This is a genomic window from Parabacteroides sp. AF17-3, from assembly GCF_003635445.1.
Taxonomy (GTDB): domain Bacteria; phylum Bacteroidota; class Bacteroidia; order Bacteroidales; family Tannerellaceae; genus Parabacteroides; species Parabacteroides goldsteinii.
Genome location: NZ_QTMM01000019.1, coordinates 66,314 through 85,407, shown reverse-complemented (window position 1 = coordinate 85,407; position 19,094 = coordinate 66,314). Strand labels below are relative to the sequence as shown.

Below are 19,094 nucleotides of genomic sequence, written 5' to 3'. Positions count from 1 at the left end.
GACTACTAACTTTTTCATTCGTACGTAAATTATATTATTTGCTTTGTATGCTACTTTTTACCTAGAAAAAGAATTTTTGTTGCTCTCCATTTGTTAGCAATTTTTTCTATCACAAGAGGTAAGAATAATGCTATAATAGTAGCCATTATGACTATAAACAAAGATGAATTTATGCCTAGTTTAGTTGCCATAATCCTTCCTCCGGATGTGCCGAAGCCATGGAACAGATAAATAGTATAAGCAAAGCCTCCCAGCCAGGTGAAGAATTGGTTACTGCGATTTATGTGAAGCAAAAGCATAAGGGTCGAAGCTGTCCATAGAGGTAATAATGCTTTATACCAAAAAGAAATATCTACTCCAAAGTTTAATACGTAGAACCATTTATATTGAAGTAAAGTAAGCCCTATACATGTGAGAATAAAATAAATATAAATTGCTTTCTTTTTATACAGTTGCCCGGTGAACCTTTGTATACCGACTCCGGTAATAAAATAAGGTAACTGACCTAATGCTCCTTTATAACTGAAGAGATTCGGAATGTCTGAAGGTAATGCTTTTATGATCAGGCTTATTCCCCATGTGATTACAAACAGAAATAACCATGTTTTAACTGACTGGCACAATTTGAATTTATCTATGATATACATGATTATAAAAATGAGGAAAAGAGAAGGAAGGTACCAATAAATTGTATATGGGAAAATATAGATTTTCCAAATATCGGATAAATTCCCTTTCATATTTGTGCCGGGAGTTAAGTATTGAGTGATGAAATATAATGTTCCGACCGTAGCCATTGGAATGAGTAACCTAATGGCTTTTTTATAAACGAATGTTTTGAATTCACTGTTTATGGCAGGCTTGATGGCGTATGCCCAACCGGCTATTCCAGTAAATAAGGGCAATTGTATATAGTCAATCCATATATATAAATATCTCCAGAACGAAGGATAATCTATTTTCATTCCTCCCGCAGGGGTTGAACCGATAACATGTCCTATAACGACCAATAAAATCGCTATGCCGCGTAGGCTTTCAATATGAGCGACTTTTTGTTTATTCATTTTATTCGATTTTATTTCTAAATCCATGATAACTTCCCTTTATAAAAGATCTCAGCATGTCTTTTTGTCCATGAACAGAGTATAGTAATATATTTTTAGGGATGACAATGAACAGTTGGTATAATATCGCTGCTATTTTTATGAAGAAAGTCGAATTTCGTCGTGTAAATAAGATTCGGCTACGGGTAAGATAATATAAACGTTGTGGAGTTCCCCGTTTAATAGTCATACTTTCTTTGTGTAATACATAGGCTTCCGGTTCATACCATATCTCATATCCGGCTCGTTTTAACTGTATGCTCCAGTCTATTTCCTCATAAAAAAGGAAGTATATGTTCGTCATCATTCCTGCCTTTTCTATAATCGCTCTTGAAGTAAGCATGCAGGCTCCATGAGCATAAGCGGTAGGAGTTGCCTGGTCATATTGTCCCCTGTCTTTTTGGTTAACCCCAATAAGATGATTGCTGATACGTATTGAATTGATGGCAGTGTATCCGGCATATTGAATTATATCGGGATGGTGTTCGTATTTTATTTTAGGAGAGACAAGCCCGATATGTTCATTGGTTTGTAACCGATTAACCAATGTTTTTAGAAAAGGACCGGTAATTATCATGTCGTTATTTATAAATAGGATATGCTCTCCTTTTGCATATTTATATCCTAGATTATTTCCTCCTGAAAATCCTAGATTTTTGTCGCTGCATATAACTGTTACACCAGACAATGATGCCTTGAGCAAAGGACCATCACCGTTAGGAGAGGCATTGTCCACGATAATAATCTCATAGGGATAGTCTTCGAATTGACGGAGGCTGTTTACCAACTCGCATGTATCTTTGTATCCATTGTAATTTATAGTGATAAGTGAAACCATATTATTTATTCTTAGAGATTGAAACCCATTCTTTTTTTTCAAAATCATATCGCTTTATCACTTTTGCCGGATTACCTACGGCTATGGAATAATCAGGAATATCTTTTGTTACAACACTGCCTGCTCCAATCTGGCATCTTTTACCTATGTGTACTCCTGCCAGAACAACTGAGTTTGCACCGATATGTGAATCTTCTTCTATTACAACAGCGCGTTTGTCTAAAGCCTGGTATTTTGAGTTTTGTGTGGCATCCTTATATCCATGATTAAAGCCGGAAATAAAAACATGTTGACCTAGGCCTGCTCCGGATTTAATTGTAACAGGGCCCAGAACAACCGAACCAATACCGATTCTGACTCCGTCTTTCAGTATTACATCACCTGCACCGTTATTGATCGTTGTAAAATCTTCTATAGTAGTATATGCTCCTACATCAAAACGCCTCCATGGGAATACATCGATGCGACTTCTGCGACTTCGTATAACAGATCCTTTTCCTCGCTTGTGAACGAATGGATTAACAAACCATTTGATCCATAATCGTGGGCGCGGGTTTCTTTTCGGAGATATGAGGGTTATAATGATCGATTTTAATTGGGGATGATTATCTAACATAAATTTCAATTGTTTATAAGTTTATATATGAATACATCTTGTCAACAGAGTTTTTCCAGGTATGTGTATGTGCAAATTTAATTCTTTGCTGTATTTTCTCCGGATTGTTTGTTTGAAGAGCTTCTCTTATTGCTGCTATGTATTCATCTGTATTAGTACAATTCCATACATGCAGATCGAAAATACTCATTGTCTTTGTTCGTGTCGCAATAACTGGTTTACCTAATGCCAGGTATTCATCAATTTTACGTGGGTAATTACCGATTGTTATTTCATTTATTTTTTGTGGGTTTATACATATGTCAAAATGAGCAATATAAGCAGGCACTTGTGTTTGTTGTTTTTCGCCTAAAAAGAAGACATTCTTTAAAGTATGTAATTTATGTCCCTTAAATAAATCATCTTCTTTTCCTACCAAAACATAATTAATATCCGAACATTCTTGTGCTATTTGGTATAGAAGATCAGCGTCTAGCCTACGGCTTGTGATCCAACCGATATATCCTACAACGGGATATGGTATTGACTCCAAGTCTTTGGGCATCGGATAAGCTGTGCAATGATTATACTGACTTAAATTCAGCCCTTGTCCGATATCAAAACTTTTGGGATTGTATGGCAAGACGGCTTCTGCCAGCTGGATGGAATTAGCAACAACTAAATCACTTTTTTTACACAGCAAAGGCTCTAATCTAGGTGCATGCTTTTGCCAGTAAGCTGATATCAAATTGTCTCGCCTGTAATAAATTGAGTAGGTCGGTTGAAGCATTTCCCGGGCATAAAAACTACGATAGATGTCATTGTCGATAAACAGAATGTATTTATCGAAGTGAAGTTGTTTCAATATCTTTTGTACAAAAGAATACATGCGCTTATTGTTTATCTTGTTTACCCAGTCAAATATAGGCCCATCCGGTAAAAAACTGACGGGCCAGACAGTGAAAGGATAATCTAATATCCATAGATTTGGATTTATTTGTCTTAATACCGGTGATTTTCCGAAAATAACATTTTTCCGCTGAATAAATTCCGGTGAATCATCCTGATTATTACATGTTTTTTTATCTAATGGTGTATTTATGTAAAGTACTTTATTCTGCTTTGCTACCTCCTGTGCAATGTCTTTAGCATTTGAGCCAATGGAGATATCCCAGGGTTGCAAACCTGTAAATATGAAATTTTTCCCTTCTATCATATCTTTTGAGATTTAATATGTTGGTAAATTGAAAGTAAATTCTGGGCCGTATTCTCCCATGAAAATAATTTGGCCCGCTCAAGACCGTAATCGACTTGCTGCCGGTATATCATTGGATTGTTTTCCAGTAAAAGCAGTTTATTAGTTATGTCTTCTTCATTTGTAGGGTCGGAGAGTAATGCATCAGTTCCACCTATTTCCGGCATGGAAGAAGTATTGGAGGTAACAACAGGGGTACCACAAGCCATTGCTTCCAATAGGGGGATGCCGAAACTTTCTCTTAATGATGTATATAAAAAAGCAAAAGAACCGCTATACAAATGAGGTAAGTCTGTATTGGGTATGTATCCCGGACTAAAAATGAAAGGTCGTATATCCTCAATTTTGAGTTCCTTTAAAAGAGTGGTCAGGATGTCGTCCCTGATATCAGCTATTAATAAAGGAAGAGGATCTTTCGAACGTTTCCGGTATAAAGCATAGGCTTTTAATGTGCGGGGAACATTTTTTTTGGGATCTGTATTACCCAGAAAAAATAAGAATTTATCGGCTTGTATATACTTTTGTGTAATAGCCTTTGTTTCTTCCCGAGGAAAAAAATAACGACTATAACCGTTATAAACCGTTACTATTTGGTCTTCGGATAGTCTCAATGTTTCTTTGATCCGATTTCGTTCGAAATGGGACACCGTAATAATTTTCTGACATGTGGGGAGTATTCGTGGAACTACCAACCTACGGTAATACCAACCCATATTTTGATAGAGTGATTTATTGTTGCTTTGCCGAGGTTCGAGGAAAATAATATCGTGCAAAGTAAGGATCAATGGTACCGGACTGTTGATTGGTGCTGTATTACTCGTACAATGCAATAAATCCGGTTTTATTTTGGATACGGCACGTGGCAAGGCTATTTGTTCCCATAACGGGTAAGTCGGACAATTTAACTCGATGATGTGAACATTGTCTGATTCATATAAACAGCGATCTTCTCCCGGACTGACAAAGATGAAGTATTCATTTTTTTTATCTATCCGTTGTAGTTCCCGTATACTTTCCAGAGCTACAAAATCCATTCCATGTTTGTTGGGACGGAATATCCGTTGGGCTTCTATGGCAATTCTCATAACTAAGTATTTGAAGAATTTGATGTGTTAGAATGTCGGGTATGAATAAATTCTTTATTAGCTCCTTTCAAGCGAAAAAAATTTAAACACATAAGAATAAAGACTAAAGGTAGAGATACTAATGCCTTTTTAAAGCGGTTGTCTACCAAATAGTCGGGTACTGCCAGGCTAAATGTTATACATAACAAAAGAAACAACCCCCACCATTTGATGGATAAAGGCCAATTTATTACTGTCATAATTACTGCAATAATTACTATAAGACCCAATAGGACGATTCGGGGCGGCATCATCCATTGGAATAGTTTATTGCAATAATCCCAATTTCCTTTTAATATAGCTAATGGTATATTTTTCAATCCGTAAAACAGATTATGGAACTGATTGGACAACCATCTTCTGCGTTGATCATAAAAACTGTTTTTATTGGCAACCTTTTCATCATACGTATATACGACTTCTAAATATTCGATGTATATATTTTGTAGTAACAGTATTTGTTCCAGCTGTTTATCTATCCCTATATGTTTGGAAGACATAATACAATCTTTAAACAGTTCATATTCAAAAGCCATACCGGAGCCGATCAATGCTGAAGAGAATCCGATCTGTGTATGTCCTTTTCTGAAAATAGAATTATTTATTTCTTCACTAACGGCATCGAGAACTGCAATATTTGTGTCTCTGTTTTTGGCGACTCTGTGAGTCTGGACAGCGGAACAACCAGAATAAAATGCATCATTAATTTTTTCCAGGAAATCGTTGTCCGTTAGGTTATCAGCATCAAGAATAACGACTACGTCATATTTTACCGTTCCATTGTCTATATATTCGACGGCCTTTCTCAAAGCATTGGTCTTAGTGCTGGAGGCATTTTTAATTTCCACTACTTTAGCTGAGAGATTCAATAATTTTTTATTAGTCTCTTCAGACATTTGGTCAGATATAACAATGACATCGTATAGATCCCGGGGATATTCGTTTTTTAAAAAATCCTTTACAGAATGTAATATAACAGAATCTTCTTTATAAGCAGGAAATAAGACTGCAAAACTATATTTTTTTCTGGCGGTAGGGTATGTATATGTTTTCTTTTTTATAGAGAATAATGCAAAAACGAATAAATACAGTACTGATACAAGGAATACAAGAAACAAAACAGCATCTCCCATGTAGAAGATCTTTTCATTATTGCTGGTCCAGTTTGTTATTATATTTATTATATCTTCTATCATATATTTTGTATTATTTTATTATTATTGTTGTTTGATATTTCAGCGTCAAAATATATTCCTTTTAATACAAGAGCAAGTCCCGTAAAAGCTACAATACAAGTTGGATATTGTCCCCAAAAAGCGTTTCCATAGGCACTAAGCAACATACCTGTCACTCCACATAAAAGTCCGGTTAACAATCCTTTGAGTTCTTTATTTTTGATGCGAAACATAATGATCCAGGCACCATGTGCTATTGAGATAAACAAAAAACCAAGGTAAAGAATAAGTCCTACTATACCTGTTTCAACCCATATTTTTACATACCAGGAATCGTGAGGTATAGTGGTTGTAAAACGATAAGACATTTTTTGATTTTCCACTCCGGAAAGTCCTATTCCTTCTCCAAACGGTTTATTCTTTAAGTATTCAGCCAAGCGTTCTTGATTAGCCTTTCTGACATTAAAAGATCCATCTTCTGTTGGTGTAAACGCTGTGCGCATTCGACGTATCTGCGGGTTATTTTGTCCGATCATCGTGAATGCAAAGAAAACATAGATAAATAACAGGCTAAAACTCCCTATTGTCATTACTTTGATATTCTTACTTAATATCGTGAATAAAGCTAATCCCCCTAAAGGAACAATCATTGCTCCGCGAGTTCCGGATAGGAACATTGAATATAGGCTGGCAATTGCAACAATAGCATAATATATTTTTAATGGTTTGGATTTAATATAGCAAGCTACGATTGTAAAAATAACACCTGTACATCCCATATTAGAGCCAAAGTTGCCAGCGTCAGTGAAGAAAGAAAAATAACGTGTACCACTGGCTATCAAATGGGTTATGGCCCCTCCTCGGTTTAACCATAATTGTTCTCCTCTGTCAAATCCTATGAATTTTTGCATAGCAGCTTTTAAAAATGCAGTCAATGCAAAAATTGATAACATGAACAGTATTAATTTAACAGTCTTATATTTTATGCATAGTAATGAGACTAACAGCGAAATTAAAAATCCGTTTATTATTAATCCTCTCGACAGAATCCATGCCTGGAGCATACCGGTTGGATTTATAATTTGGGCTAAACAATAAAGCATCCATATGAAAGAACCGACAGTAAGTGTGTTCAGCCCATATTTCCAGTCTATATTTTTTAGAAGTGCACTATGGATAATGATGAGTAATAAAGTGGATATCATTAAGATATCCATAAGAAAACTGATACCACTTAAATCTACATATCGAGTTAATCCTATCAAATAATAATTGATGGTGAATATAATTAGAAATAGAATTAATGGTTTGCATAAAACTTGATAGCCAGCTATCAACAGTATAGGAAAGCAAATAAGTCCTCCTAATAAAATTATGTTATTGGTAAGCAACGATATAACAATACCGGTTAACCCCAGTAATAAAAGTATCGGGAAAAACTTTATTTGTATTATATTAGTGTTGTTTTCCATATATAATTCTATTTTACAGCAGTATTTTGAGTCGTTAATCCTAAATAGAGTAACCGGCTACTGAGAGTACGCATGGAAGAATAAGGAGGTAGTTGCCCAGTAAAATCTTCTACAGCCTCTCTGGTTGAATTGTTTAAATAAATATAAAGTGGGACAGAGGCAGATCTTTCTTTTAAGTGATTCAGAGAAACTTCATCACTGTTTTTCCAGACTCTGCAGGCATTAGCTATAACTATATTAAATGAGGCTTGGGTAAGTAAAGTTGAAGGAATATTGCTTTTTAGAATAGCTGGATATTCTATTATCAGAATATTGGGTATCTCTTTTTCTGTTAAAAATTGATTAAAACCATCTGTTAATAAATAAGATACATTTAAAGGGAAATCTTTGCCAGCTGTCAAATATTTTACGGTTAATCCTTGCTCTTCCCATTCTTCTTTTAAGTAGTTTGCTATAAATGTTTTACCTTCTCTGCTTTCTAAACTGAGCAAATTTATGATCATCGGTTTTCCAGGAACTAATTTACTATTTAATTTGTTACAGGCATAATTGGCGGATATTCGGTTACATGCTTTTCGGTAACCTCGGAATCTCAGTTGCATATTTCCTGTAAATGCACCTAAAACAGGAGTATTTGTCAGTCGTTGTGTACGTTCTGCGTCACGTAAAGTCCGGTCCAGTAACTCTATGATCAGATTACATCCCATAATAAAAATGATGCTACCCATAAAAGCTGCCATAACTAAAATGCCACGTTTACTTCCATTACTTATCAAGGGGAAAGTAGCTGGTGTAATTACATTCAATGTAGCCGAAGTCAGTTGAATGTTTTTTTGTTTCAACTTTGCCAGATTCAATCCATGCAACACTTCCAAATATGATTCTTCTGTAATGCGTATTTCTCGTTCTTTTCTATTTATCTGAGTTCCGATAGGAGAATATGTTTTATATTGTTCTGCAAACTCTTTTTTCCTTTTATTGAGAATGTCCAATTCGGCTTTTGCTTTCGTATTTCGTATTACTTCCGTCAACCATTGGTTAACCATTGTTTCTATGGCAATACCTTCTTTTGAATATTTATATTCATTTATATTATTGGAAAGTTTTTCTATTTCTTTCTCTGTTTCATTCATTTTTTCTTTGTATTGTAATAATTGAGGATTATTATCTTGTGCATTATTACTACTGAATGTTTCAATTTCGGTTATTTTTCCATTAATAGTCGATATACGATCTAAGGCTTCGATAAATTCTGTATTTGTTTTGAATAACTTAGTACGAGTATCCATTTGTTTTTCTAATTGGGCTATCAGTCTGGATGAACTTTCATATTCACGTAAAGACGCTTCATATCGGTCCTCGTAATTGGTGTATGCAATAGCAATCGCTTTTGTTTGTTCAGTATAGTTGATTACTTTATTATCTATATTATATTGGGTTAGAGAATTTTCCATTTGATCGAGTTTACTACGTAATACCTTTAACTCTTTCTCATAATATAAGACAACATCGTTCGCAGATTTATAACGTATTCCATCATATGATTGCATCAATTCTTCTGTAATGAGTTTTACAGTATTCATTGCTATACCCGGATCTGCCGATTGAAAGGATATTTCTATTAAGTCACTGTTATTTATGCGTTTTACAGATACGGATTTAAGTGCATTATAGCTATAATTTGGATGGTTCCAATTGAAGAGACCAAATAAAAAATTACCAGGTTCCTCTTTCTTGTATTTATTTAGATTTTCAACTGTTTTAGTTAATGATTTCTTATCAATTAACTTTATAACTTCTGCTGGAACAATTTTAGTTAACGCTTTGTAATTCTTGGCTGTAATATAAAGATTGTCTTTTTCAGAATCTCCGTTGATCATGTTTATTGCAAATAAATGGATTGAAACTTTTTCCAGGGTACCTTTAGCTTTTGTCAAATTGATCAGGTTGTCGAAAGTACTGTTTAGTTCAAAAAAGTTAAGTCTATTATCTTCCTCCAATCCTGATGTAGAGGCAATACCAGTATATATACTAGTATTTACAGTATATTTTTTTTGAATAAATTGTGAGAAGTAAGCCACTAAAGCAGTTACTATCAAACTTCCAAAGATCATTTGATAGCGTATTCTGTGCAGAAAACGTACAATATAAAGGGGTACATTCATATTTATTTATTCATTACTTTTACGTTTGTCAGCATTTCTAGTAGTGTAATGGTATTGTGCAAGGTTGCTCTTCCTTCTTGGTACGAAACAACGGCTGAAGAACGCCTGCTTCTTTCCAGAGAGAGGTCGATAATACTGATTTTCCCATTGATAAAATCCTGTTCTGATATCTTCATTTGTGCATTATATAATGCAGCAGCATCGGATTTAGCCTTCAAAACAGCTAGTTGCTGGATAACTTGATTATATGCTTCAAGAATTTTTAATTTTCTTTCTTCAATTGATATTTCGTATTCGTATTCTATTTGGCGAAGCCGAGCTTTTTGTGCTCGATTTTTTTGTTTCTGTCCCAATAAATCACCGATAGGAATGGATAGGACCATCCCTATATTAAATTGATTTTGTGCTTTGGTGTCGAATGCATACATTGAAGTTTCCACATCTGTATTTTTAGTGAGAGCCGCTAATTGGCCGTATTGATATAAACCGGAAACACGAAAATAATTAAGCCATTTACTTTGAGTTTCTTTTAATGTAGCCTTTTCTTCATCACGTTTGGCCTCATATATCCGGACAGAGGGGTGATCGTAGGCCGATGCCAGAAAAACGGAAAGCGGAGGTAATTCGACTTGTTCGTAATTATCTAATACCGTTTGGATAGAATCGACATTAGTTACTGATATATCATTTTCAACTGTCGTTATTTTATTTTGCCCGAAGTTATATGATATATGAGTAAATAATAATATGAATATCAGTAATTTTTTCATCTTCTTTAGTACTATACATTCTCCTTTTGGATAAACGCCGTAAACGTTCTTATAATGATCCTCATATCCATACCGAAAGAAAACTCTTTCGCGTACTTGATATCCAGTTGTTTCCGCTCTTCGGCAGACATTTTTCCTGCACCACCCCGTTTTTCGACTTGCCATAGTCCGGTCAGTCCGGCAGGACCCATGAAACGTTGCACATATTCGTCGCTTGTAAGCAATTCGGCTTCGTAAAGGGGGAGAGGACGGTTTCCTACAACAGACATATCACCTTTTAGGATGTTGAATAATTGCGGAAGTTCATCAATACTATATTTTCGAATGAAATGACCGACGCGAGTGATTCGTGGGTCGTTTTCCAGTTTGAAGAAGGCATTAGAACGTTCGGTTCGTTTAGTTTTTAGGTAGTTATTTTCGGAGGTACTTAGGTTGTCCGAAAATAAAAGTATATCCTGTTCCTGTTCTTGTTTCTGTTCGCTGGAACAGGATTGCTGAGATATCTCAGCAGCCGAAGAAGAGTCTTTAAACTCTTCTTCGGCTATATTTTTGGTATACTGATTTAATTGCTGATACTCAGCCAGCCGTTTATCAGCATCCGAATACATGGAACGGAACTTGTAAAAGTCAAAAATCTTATAGTTGCTGCCTACACGTTTCGATTTATATACAATCTTTCCATTACTTTCGGTACGAATAGCTAATGCCGTCAGAATAAGTATCGGGGATAAACAAAGAATAGCTGACCCCGAAGCCAGGATATCGAATGTTCGTTTCCATAAAGGAAGTCTGAATTCTGTCAAAGATGATATCTGATTATCTTTTCTGGCTTTTTCCTTTTCTTTGAAATCAATAATGACAGAAAATAATTTCTGCAAATCATCCTTGGAGGTGTTCTTTGATATCATGCAATCAGTGCCGGCTCTCAGATAAGGAATTTTCTCTTCCTTACTTAACGTTTCACTGATTAAAATAATGTATAGGGTAGGATATAACTTATGCAGTTGGGCAATAGTTGGTATATCTGTTGCCATATCGGACCTCTCCATAAAAACACAAAAATCAATGTATTCAATACTGGACAGACAAGATTTTATCTGCTGGAAGGTGATACATTCGATGATTTTGCATTGCAAAGTTTCACGTAAGTGAGCGGCAAGAGGAATATTATGTCCCCAAAAGATATATTCCATACAAAATGTTGTTATTTACCCTAGCGTTTAGTTATTTATCTCAAAAGTCTTTTTACCCGAACCCTTAATTCTTCAGGATTAAAAGGTTTCAGAATAAAATCTTCTGCCCCTTCTTCAAAAAGACGTATTCTGTTCGCGCTACTTTCAACGCTTGACAGAATCAATACCGGAATGTGATTAAAAAGAGCATTCGCCTTTAGATAACATAAGAATTCTTCTCCACTCATTTCGGGCATATTCAAATCGGATATCACTCCGTCAGGAATATTTCCTTCATTAAGCCAGGCTATAGCTTTAATCGGATTTTCTCTATATGTGACGTCATATAGAGAAGATAAATAAAGCATTATAATCTTTGCTATCTCCGGCTTATCATCAACCAATAGAATTGACTGTTTCATGTTTTTATATACTAGTGCTGTTTTTATTTGCTTCAATGCACAAAATTAAAATAATTATTTAATAAAACGTATAAAAATCAAAGGTTTTTCCTGGAGAATAGTCTTTTCTCCAAAGAATGTTATATATGAAAATTATTCTTTAAGTTTGCAAGGCGAAATCTAGTCGTTATTTTGAATTGATAAATAAAGAAATGAATATACCCTTTAAAGTATTAAATATAAGCATTATACTCGCCGCTATGCTTTCCGGTTGTCAGCCGGAAATGCCTGTTACATCTTCAATAATAATTGATTTGGACGGCTTTTCTGTTCCTGTTAATAAAAATTTGTATGGAGTAACAATTGAAGAGATAAACCATGCCATTGATGGGGGAGTATATGCGGAGATGATACAAAACCGCAGTTTTGAGGATGGAGTGCCTCCTTTAAACTGCCCTTATGATGCCAAGCGAAATGTATTAAGCACACCTAACGGATGGACGATTCCTTTTATTCGTCCCGATTCAACACCCGGCTGGCGGAAAATTTCTTCAAATACCAGTATATGGCCTGATAATAAGGAGTTGATTAATGATAAAAATAAACGCTCTTTATTGGTTTCTGTTGCCGCTTCTTCGGAAACCGGGAGAGGAGGCGTAGTTGCAACCGGTTATAATGGACTTTCCATACGTGAGGGTGAAAAATATGAATTGTCCTTATATCTGAAAGGTGGGTCGATGATTCCTAAAAAGGTTCGTGTCTTTTTAGGCGATTCTGTGGCAGAAACACCTTTGAGTGAAACTTTTGATGTTTCTCCGATATATGAATGGAGGAAATACAAACATACGTTTACTGCTTCGGAAAGCACAAATAATGCTGTTTTGGCTATTACGGCAGATACTTCTATTGTATTCTGGATGGATATGGTTTCTCTATTTCCTCAAAAAACATGGAAAGACAGGCCTAACGGTCTGCGTCCTGATTTAATGGAGATGATTTCCTCGTTGAATCCCCAGTTTGTCCGTTTTCCGGGAGGAAGTTTTGTAGAAGGTTATACGGCCGGAACGTATCCGGTCTGGCATGAAACCATTGGAGATATTTCTACACGCAGGAATTTCTGGAATATATGGGCGTATGGTTCGACCAACGGTATGGGGTATCATGAATATCTGCAAATGTGCGAAGATTTGGATGCGGAACCGCTGTATGTGATTAATAGCGGGGTGACAAGCCAAAGCCGCCGGCCGCGTTATGAGGATATTACAGCTATGAACAAGTTGGTTCAGGATGCATTGGATGCGATTGCTTATGCCAATCAGCCTGCTGATTCGACTTTTGGTGCTATGCGTGCCAGGAATGGGCATCCGGAGCCGTTTGACTTGAAATACATAGAGATTGGGAGTGAGAATTATGGGCAGGAATATTCAAAGCGTTTTGACCTTTTTAAAAAAGCTATTAATGAGGCTTATCCTGAAATTACTGTGATTAAGAGTTCATTTATTTCAGGGAAAAACCGTAACGAGTGGACTGATTATCATTTTTATTCCGGTGAAGATTTCCTTATCGCAAATCATGACAGATACGAGACCGGGCAATATCTGAGAAGATTTCCTGCGGTTTTCATCGGTGAGTTCAGTATGGGCGATGTCTCTTTGCAAGGAACTTTGCGGGCGGCGATAGGAGAAGCCTGTTTTCTGCTTGGTGTGGAGAGTAGTCCGGAAGTGGTAAAACACCTGGCCTATGCACCGGTATTGGGAAATGTAAATTATGATTTTCAGAGATATCCGGCTATTTCTTTTAATAATAACAGTGCAATCGGGTCTCCTTCTTATTATATGATGAAGATGTTTTCGGATAACCGGGGAGATGATTTGCTGAAAACAGAAATAGAAACATACAGCAGGCCCCAGGTTACATTCGGATATGCAGGAATCGAACTGTTTGATAACAGTTATGACTTTGAAGATGTGCGGATTGATGGCAAACCTGTAACGGATGCGATAGTCAGGACCGGAGGCTGGAAAGTAAATAACGGTACATTAACTCCCGATGCCAACCGTTGGAATTATATCTTAATGGGCGATTCGACAGCCCACGATTACACTTTTTCCATGAGAGTGAGAAGGAATAAAGGAAGCGGACAGATTCAGCTTCGTGTGCGGGATAATGGAAAAGAAGGAGAGGCCAACGATCATATTGCAGTTTCCATTGCTCCCGGAACCTGTGAGTTCTATCGTTCTGCCGGTGCCGTTAAAGACACATTGCGTTCTCCTGAACCTTATTCTTTTGAAAGCAACCGTTGGTATGATGTGAAAGTGGTTTGTAAGGATGAAGCCGTAAGTTGTTATGTCGAGGACAAATTGGTGCATGAGGTTGTATTGCCTCCGCTGCCGTCGCTGGTTTCTGTTGCCACATTGGAGAAGGAGACCAATACGATTATACTGAAAGTCGTAAATACGACACAACATGAAGAAAAGACGGAATTGAATATAAAAGGTGCTAGTGTCAAAAATGATGCGGAAATCCTTCAATTGACCGGCGATCCTTTGGTGCGTAATACATTTGATAATCCGACCCGGATTGTTCCGGTATCGAAGAATATCACTTTCTCTCTGGGTGGACCGATGGTTTATTCTTTCCCGCCCAACTCGATTACCATTATGAAGATGAAAGTCGATTAAGATAAAGAAAGGCCCTGAACAGTGACGTCCAGGGCCTTTTTTGTGATTACCAAAATGTGATTAATGAACCAGCATTTCCGGAGTGATACGGGTGAATCTTTCTGCATCCGCTTTACGCAGTTTTACACTGCCGTCATTCCAGTTGGAAGGCCATCCGCCGATGATATGTCCGAGGAATACCACTTTGATTTCATGCAGGCCGGCAGCCAAAGCAACAGAAGTGTCGTGGCGTGAGAAACGTTTTACTTCACCGCCATTGTTGATTAGCAGTTTGCCGTCAATCCAAACTTCTTCGTTGTCAGAAGAGATATAGTAAACGCCATCTTCCGGAATATTTACATAACCGGTTGCAACGGCAGCATACTGTTTAACGCCTCTCATTGATTCGCTGGTCTTGACAACGCTGGTAAGTTCGCGCAAATCTTTCATGGTCGATTTCTTCCATTCTTTTACGTCAGCCAGTTTCGATGATTCAAGGAACATACCGTCAGTAACCTGCATTTCCAGTCCCGGAGTTGTTTTAGCAACTTCCTTAGCCGGAGCCAGGGCCTGCTTTTCTACGGTGATTGTACGAGTCTTGCTCATTTTACCGGAAGGTAATACGGAGCGGATTTTCAATATGCCTGATTCTGTGAATTCGATAGGAGCAGAGTAAACAGTTGATTCGGCAGTCGGTTCTGTTCCGTCGATTGTATATACCATTTTGACAGGGCGAGTTGTTTTGAATGCCAGAGATGCTTTATCCGTAAATGCAACGAAGTTACATGAGCCATTCGGCTGTTCCGGTTGTGGGATATGATAGTTGATGTTGTGTGCATCCAGACGAACATAAGCATTATCAAGTCTGCGTTCGAAATCTTTATAATCCTTACGGTTTAGCGGACTCCATCCGATTTCGGCCAAAGCCAACATACGAGGATACATGCGATATTCCATCAAATCGGTGTTGTACATATATTCCGACCAGTTGTTACACTGAACACCGATTACATGCTGGGCTTTGCCTGTTGTAACCAATGTGTCGGGAATCGGGTTATAGCTGTATACCTTTTCAATCGTAGCATATCCGCCGATAGTTACCGGTTCTATTTTGGAATCTCCCTGATATTGGTCGAGATACATACCACCGCTTCCCGGAGTCATAATCACATCGTGGTCCATGTTAGCAGCAGCGATACCGCCGGCTTCACCACGCCATGACATAACAGTTGCAGACGGTGCAAGACCACCTTCCAGAATTTCATCCCAACCAATGATTTTCTTTCCGTATTTGCCGGAAAGATATTTTTCCATACGTTGTACGAAGTAACTCTGCAAACGTTCTTCCGCGCTGTGCTGTTTGTCGCCTTTTAAGCCTTCTTCCTTGATACGTTTCTGGCATAGCGGACATTCTTTCCAGCTGATCTTCGGACATTCGTCACCTCCGATATGGAAATATTCACTGGGGAACAACGGGGCGATTTCATCAATCACGTCTTCCAGGAACTTGAATGTTTCTTCTTTGCCGGCACACATTACGATGTCTTCAACACCCCAGATGATACGCGGAGTACCCGGTTCGCCTTTACAAGACAATTCAGGATAACCGGCGATAGCAGCCATTTCGTGTCCCGGAAGTTCCAGTTCAGGAATAACTGTGATGAAGCGATCGGCTGCATATTTCACAACTTCCTTGATTTCTTCCTGTGTATAGAAGCCGCCGTACTCAGTGCCTTCGCCTTCGATACGTTTTGCTCCGACTTCTGTCAGTTTCGGATATTTCTTGATTTCGATACGCCAGCCCTGGTCGTCTGTTAAGTGCCAGTGCATGCGGTTGACCTTGAACAGGGATAATACGTCAATCTGTTTTTTTACGTTTTCAACTGGAATGAAATGGCGGCACGGGTCAAGCATGAAGCCACGGTATCCGAAACGCGGTTCGTCTTTTACGGAAACACATGGAGTGGTCCATGCGATACCGTTTACAACAACCGGACTTTCGATTTCTGCCGGCAACAGTTGCATGAATGTCTGCATACCGTAGAACAAACCTTGCGGAGTTTTAGCTTTTACAACGACTCCATTGGCAGTTACGTCGAGTGTGTAACCCTCGTTATTTACGTCCAGTGATTCGTCGATGAGCAATGAAATCCCGTTAGAAACTTCTTTGTCGCCGACTGTTACCTGATAACCTGTTGCCAGATTCATTTTAGAAGCAAAAAATTCAGCCACAGTCTTAGCTTCCGGAGTGGAAGCCTGGAAAGCCATATTTTTGCCAACTTTAAAGACTCCTTCGTTCTGAGTCAGACTTACAGGTACAGGAATTACATTGATACCCTGATTATAAGGCATCTGTTTTGTAGGCCCTTCGCTGCATGACGCAAGGATACATAGTGCTGCGCCTGCACACATTGAAACGAGCTTCTTCATGTTATAAAGATAAGTTTATAGATAATTGTGAATTTTGTTTTTCGTAGGGGCGGCCCTAGCGGTCGTCCCGGTATTTACTCCGGTTAAACAGATATTTTTGCCGCTTATACGGTATTTATATACTATATATAATATAATGTATAGGGACAGCGGTTTAGTGCCGGCCCTATACAAGGTATTTTACCATGCGAAGATTGGATATTCTTTCATGATGCTGTTTACTTTTTCGCGAACAGCGGTGATTGTCTTATCACATTCGGGAGCAGAAAGAACAGTGTCGATTAATTCAACGATTTCAGCCATCAGCGGTTCTTTGGCACCACGGGTTGTGATAGCCGGAGTACCGACACGGATACCTGAAGTCTGGAATGCTGAACGGCTGTCGAACGGAACCATGTTCTTATTGACAGTGATGTCGGCAGCAACCAATGCTTTTTCAGCTACCTTACCGGTCAGTTCAGGGAATTTCTTACGCAGGTCGATCAGCATACTGTGATTGTCCGTACCATCGGAAATAATCTTATACCCCTTGTCGATAAATGCTTTAGCCATAGCAGCCGCATTTGCCTTCACCTGAGCCTGGTATGTTTTGTATTCCGGTTCCAGTGCTTCGCCAAAAGAAACGGCTTTAGCAGCAATCACATGTTCCAGCGGACCTCCCTGGATACCCGGGAATACGGCTGAATCGAGTAACTGCGACATCTTTTTGATTTCGCCTTTCGGAGTCTTCTTTCCCCATGGGTTTTCGAAGTCTTTGCCTAACAGAATGATACCTCCGCGCGGACCACGCAGCGTTTTATGAGTCGTAGAAGTTACGATGTGGGCATATTCCAACGGGTTGTTCAGTAAACCTGCAGCAATCAGACCGGCAGGGTGAGCCATGTCTATCATCAACAGGGCGCCTACTTTGTCGGCAATTTCGCGCATACGTTTGTAATCCCATTCACGTGAATAAGCAGAACCGCCACCGACAATCAATTTCGGTTTTTCGCGCAGTGCAACTTCTTCCATCTGGTCGTAATCGACGCGTCCGGTTTCTTCTTTTACGTTATATTCTGTTGCTTTATATAGGATACCTGAACTATTTACGGGAGAACCATGAGAAAGGTGGCCGCCATGTGCCAGATTCAAACCGAGGAATGTATCCCCTGGGTTAAGAACTGCCAGGAATACGGCTGCATTTGCCTGTGCTCCCGAGTGAGGCTGGACATTTGCCCATTCAGCATTGAAGATTTGTTTCAACCGTTCGATAGCAATCGTTTCGCTCTGGTCTACTACCTCGCAACCACCATAATAACGCTTGCCGGGATAACCTTCGGCGTATTTGTTGGTCAGGCAGCTTCCCATGGCTTGCATCACCTGGTCGCTCACAAAGTTTTCAGAAGCAATCAGCTCGATACCTTTCAACTGGCGCTGATGTTCTTTTTCAATGATGTCGAAAATGATCTTGTCTTGTTTCATTACATGTAAAATTGGTTATTGCAATGAGTTCTCTGCTTATCAAAATGAGAGAATCGTCGCAAATTTACGATAAATTTCTGTATATATAGTCTAATTGTTATCAAAATATAAATAGAGAAAGGCAGGAATGAGGCCGTTTTTGTGCCTATCTTTGTCGTTCTCTGTATTTGTGGAAATGATGTTACTTATTTCGGCTGTCAAGAGGTAATAGAATCTGTTTTCTTACTATTCCTCAATTTTGTATTAGTGTATTATTGCTCAGCTGATTACAGTTTCCTCGTAGTTTCGCGTTTAGGAAACTCCAGTTCCCTGCCTAGGAAACTGCAATTTCCTGCCTGGGGAACTCCAGTTTCCTGCGGAAGAAACTCGCGTTTCCTAAGCAGGAAACTGAAGCCGCTCCGTAGTGTCCGGAATTTTGCTCCCCAGTGAATGACAAATTGCCAACTCAATAGGAAAAATGACCATTCCCTTAA

Annotated in this window: 14 protein-coding genes; 1 reads left to right on the top strand and 13 read right to left on the bottom strand. The window is 38.3% G+C overall.

Translation table 11 applies throughout. The annotated features are described in order from the left end of the window. Positions 1-50: 50 nt before the first annotated feature. From DWW91_RS22740 to DWW91_RS22690, 11 genes are read right to left on the bottom strand one after another with little or no spacing between them, the layout of a single operon-like run. Positions 51-1,091, bottom strand: coding sequence for an acyltransferase family protein (locus tag DWW91_RS22740; protein ID WP_233584557.1), 1,041 nt, complete (start codon positions 1,089-1,091; stop codon positions 51-53). Continuing rightward, a complete protein-coding gene (locus tag DWW91_RS22735) occupies positions 1,066-1,983 on the bottom strand; it encodes a glycosyltransferase family 2 protein (protein WP_229102543.1) in 918 nt (305 codons plus the stop codon). The genes DWW91_RS22740 and DWW91_RS22735 overlap by 26 nt, the downstream gene beginning before the upstream one ends. Continuing rightward, complete coding sequence (locus tag DWW91_RS22730; RefSeq protein ID WP_122328987.1) at positions 1,943-2,557, bottom strand: DapH/DapD/GlmU-related protein; 615 nt, start codon at positions 2,555-2,557, stop codon at positions 1,943-1,945. Before DWW91_RS22730 ends, DWW91_RS22735 begins: the two co-directional genes overlap by 41 nt. A 13-nt stretch (positions 2,558-2,570) precedes the next feature. Further along, positions 2,571-3,752, bottom strand: a complete 1,182-nt coding sequence (locus DWW91_RS22725) for a glycosyltransferase (protein WP_122328986.1) — start codon at positions 3,750-3,752, stop codon at positions 2,571-2,573. Next, a complete protein-coding gene (locus tag DWW91_RS22720; RefSeq protein ID WP_122328985.1) occupies positions 3,749-4,876 on the bottom strand; it encodes a glycosyltransferase family 1 protein in 1,128 nt (375 codons plus the stop codon). Before DWW91_RS22720 ends, DWW91_RS22725 begins: the two co-directional genes overlap by 4 nt. A gap of 2 nt (positions 4,877-4,878) precedes the next feature. Beyond that, positions 4,879-6,111 carry a glycosyltransferase family 2 protein gene (locus DWW91_RS22715; RefSeq protein WP_122328984.1) on the bottom strand — a complete coding sequence of 411 codons (1,233 nt, stop codon included), beginning with the start codon at positions 6,109-6,111 and terminating at the stop codon, positions 4,879-4,881. After that, positions 6,108-7,562: an O-antigen ligase gene (locus DWW91_RS22710; protein ID WP_122328983.1), complete on the bottom strand. Its 1,455-nt coding sequence runs from the start codon at positions 7,560-7,562 to the stop codon at positions 6,108-6,110. The genes DWW91_RS22715 and DWW91_RS22710 overlap by 4 nt, the downstream gene beginning before the upstream one ends. 8 nt (positions 7,563-7,570) lie before the next feature. Beyond that, positions 7,571-9,676 (bottom strand): hypothetical protein, encoded by a 2,106-nt coding sequence (locus DWW91_RS22705; protein ID WP_233584556.1) that lies wholly within the window; start codon positions 9,674-9,676, stop codon positions 7,571-7,573. Positions 9,677-9,729: 53 nt separating this feature from the next. After that, positions 9,730-10,497 (bottom strand): TolC family protein, encoded by a 768-nt coding sequence (locus tag DWW91_RS22700; protein WP_122328981.1) that lies wholly within the window; start codon positions 10,495-10,497, stop codon positions 9,730-9,732. Between the two features lie 11 nt (positions 10,498-10,508). Beyond that, positions 10,509-11,690, bottom strand: coding sequence for a sugar transferase (locus tag DWW91_RS22695; RefSeq protein ID WP_370449607.1), 1,182 nt, complete (start codon positions 11,688-11,690; stop codon positions 10,509-10,511). A gap of 35 nt (positions 11,691-11,725) precedes the next feature. Then, positions 11,726-12,091 (bottom strand): PleD family two-component system response regulator, encoded by a 366-nt coding sequence (locus DWW91_RS22690; RefSeq protein ID WP_007656214.1) that lies wholly within the window; start codon positions 12,089-12,091, stop codon positions 11,726-11,728. A gap of 191 nt (positions 12,092-12,282) precedes the next feature. Between DWW91_RS22690 and DWW91_RS22685 the strand changes: the two genes are divergently transcribed. Further along, positions 12,283-14,751: an alpha-L-arabinofuranosidase C-terminal domain-containing protein gene (locus tag DWW91_RS22685; RefSeq protein ID WP_122328980.1), complete on the top strand. Its 2,469-nt coding sequence runs from the start codon at positions 12,283-12,285 to the stop codon at positions 14,749-14,751. 60 nt (positions 14,752-14,811) lie between these two features. Here DWW91_RS22685 and DWW91_RS22680 read toward each other — a convergent pair whose 3' ends face one another. Continuing rightward, positions 14,812-17,160 carry a family 20 glycosylhydrolase gene (locus DWW91_RS22680; protein ID WP_007656218.1) on the bottom strand — a complete coding sequence of 783 codons (2,349 nt, stop codon included), beginning with the start codon at positions 17,158-17,160 and terminating at the stop codon, positions 14,812-14,814. 180 nt (positions 17,161-17,340) lie between these two features. Continuing rightward, positions 17,341-18,621 (bottom strand): serine hydroxymethyltransferase, encoded by a 1,281-nt coding sequence (gene glyA / locus DWW91_RS22675; RefSeq protein ID WP_122328979.1) that lies wholly within the window; start codon positions 18,619-18,621, stop codon positions 17,341-17,343. Positions 18,622-19,094 lie beyond the last annotated feature (473 nt).

Bases quoted from the DNA above. Each gene is read 5' to 3' on its own strand.
- DWW91_RS22740 (WP_233584557.1), bottom strand. From the start codon at position 1,091: ATGGATTTAGAAATAAAATCGAATAAAATGAATAAACAAAAAGTCGCT.
- DWW91_RS22730 (WP_122328987.1), bottom strand. From the start codon at position 2,557: ATGTTAGATAATCATCCCCAATTAAAATCGATCATTATAACCCTCATA.
- DWW91_RS22725 (WP_122328986.1), bottom strand. From the start codon at position 3,752: ATGATAGAAGGGAAAAATTTCATATTTACAGGTTTGCAACCCTGGGAT.
- DWW91_RS22720 (WP_122328985.1), bottom strand. From the start codon at position 4,876: ATGAGAATTGCCATAGAAGCCCAACGGATATTCCGTCCCAACAAACAT.
- DWW91_RS22715 (WP_122328984.1), bottom strand. From the start codon at position 6,111: ATGATAGAAGATATAATAAATATAATAACAAACTGGACCAGCAATAAT.
- DWW91_RS22710 (WP_122328983.1), bottom strand. From the start codon at position 7,562: ATGGAAAACAACACTAATATAATACAAATAAAGTTTTTCCCGATACTT.
- DWW91_RS22705 (WP_233584556.1), bottom strand. From the start codon at position 9,676: ATGATCTTTGGAAGTTTGATAGTAACTGCTTTAGTGGCTTACTTCTCA.
- DWW91_RS22700 (WP_122328981.1), bottom strand. From the start codon at position 10,497: ATGAAAAAATTACTGATATTCATATTATTATTTACTCATATATCATAT.
- DWW91_RS22695 (WP_370449607.1), bottom strand. From the start codon at position 11,690: ATGGAATATATCTTTTGGGGACATAATATTCCTCTTGCCGCTCACTTA.
- DWW91_RS22690 (WP_007656214.1), bottom strand. From the start codon at position 12,091: ATGAAACAGTCAATTCTATTGGTTGATGATAAGCCGGAGATAGCAAAG.
- DWW91_RS22685 (WP_122328980.1), top strand. From the start codon at position 12,283: ATGAATATACCCTTTAAAGTATTAAATATAAGCATTATACTCGCCGCT.
- DWW91_RS22680 (WP_007656218.1), bottom strand. From the start codon at position 17,160: ATGAAGAAGCTCGTTTCAATGTGTGCAGGCGCAGCACTATGTATCCTT.
- glyA (WP_122328979.1), bottom strand. From the start codon at position 18,621: ATGAAACAAGACAAGATCATTTTCGACATCATTGAAAAAGAACATCAG.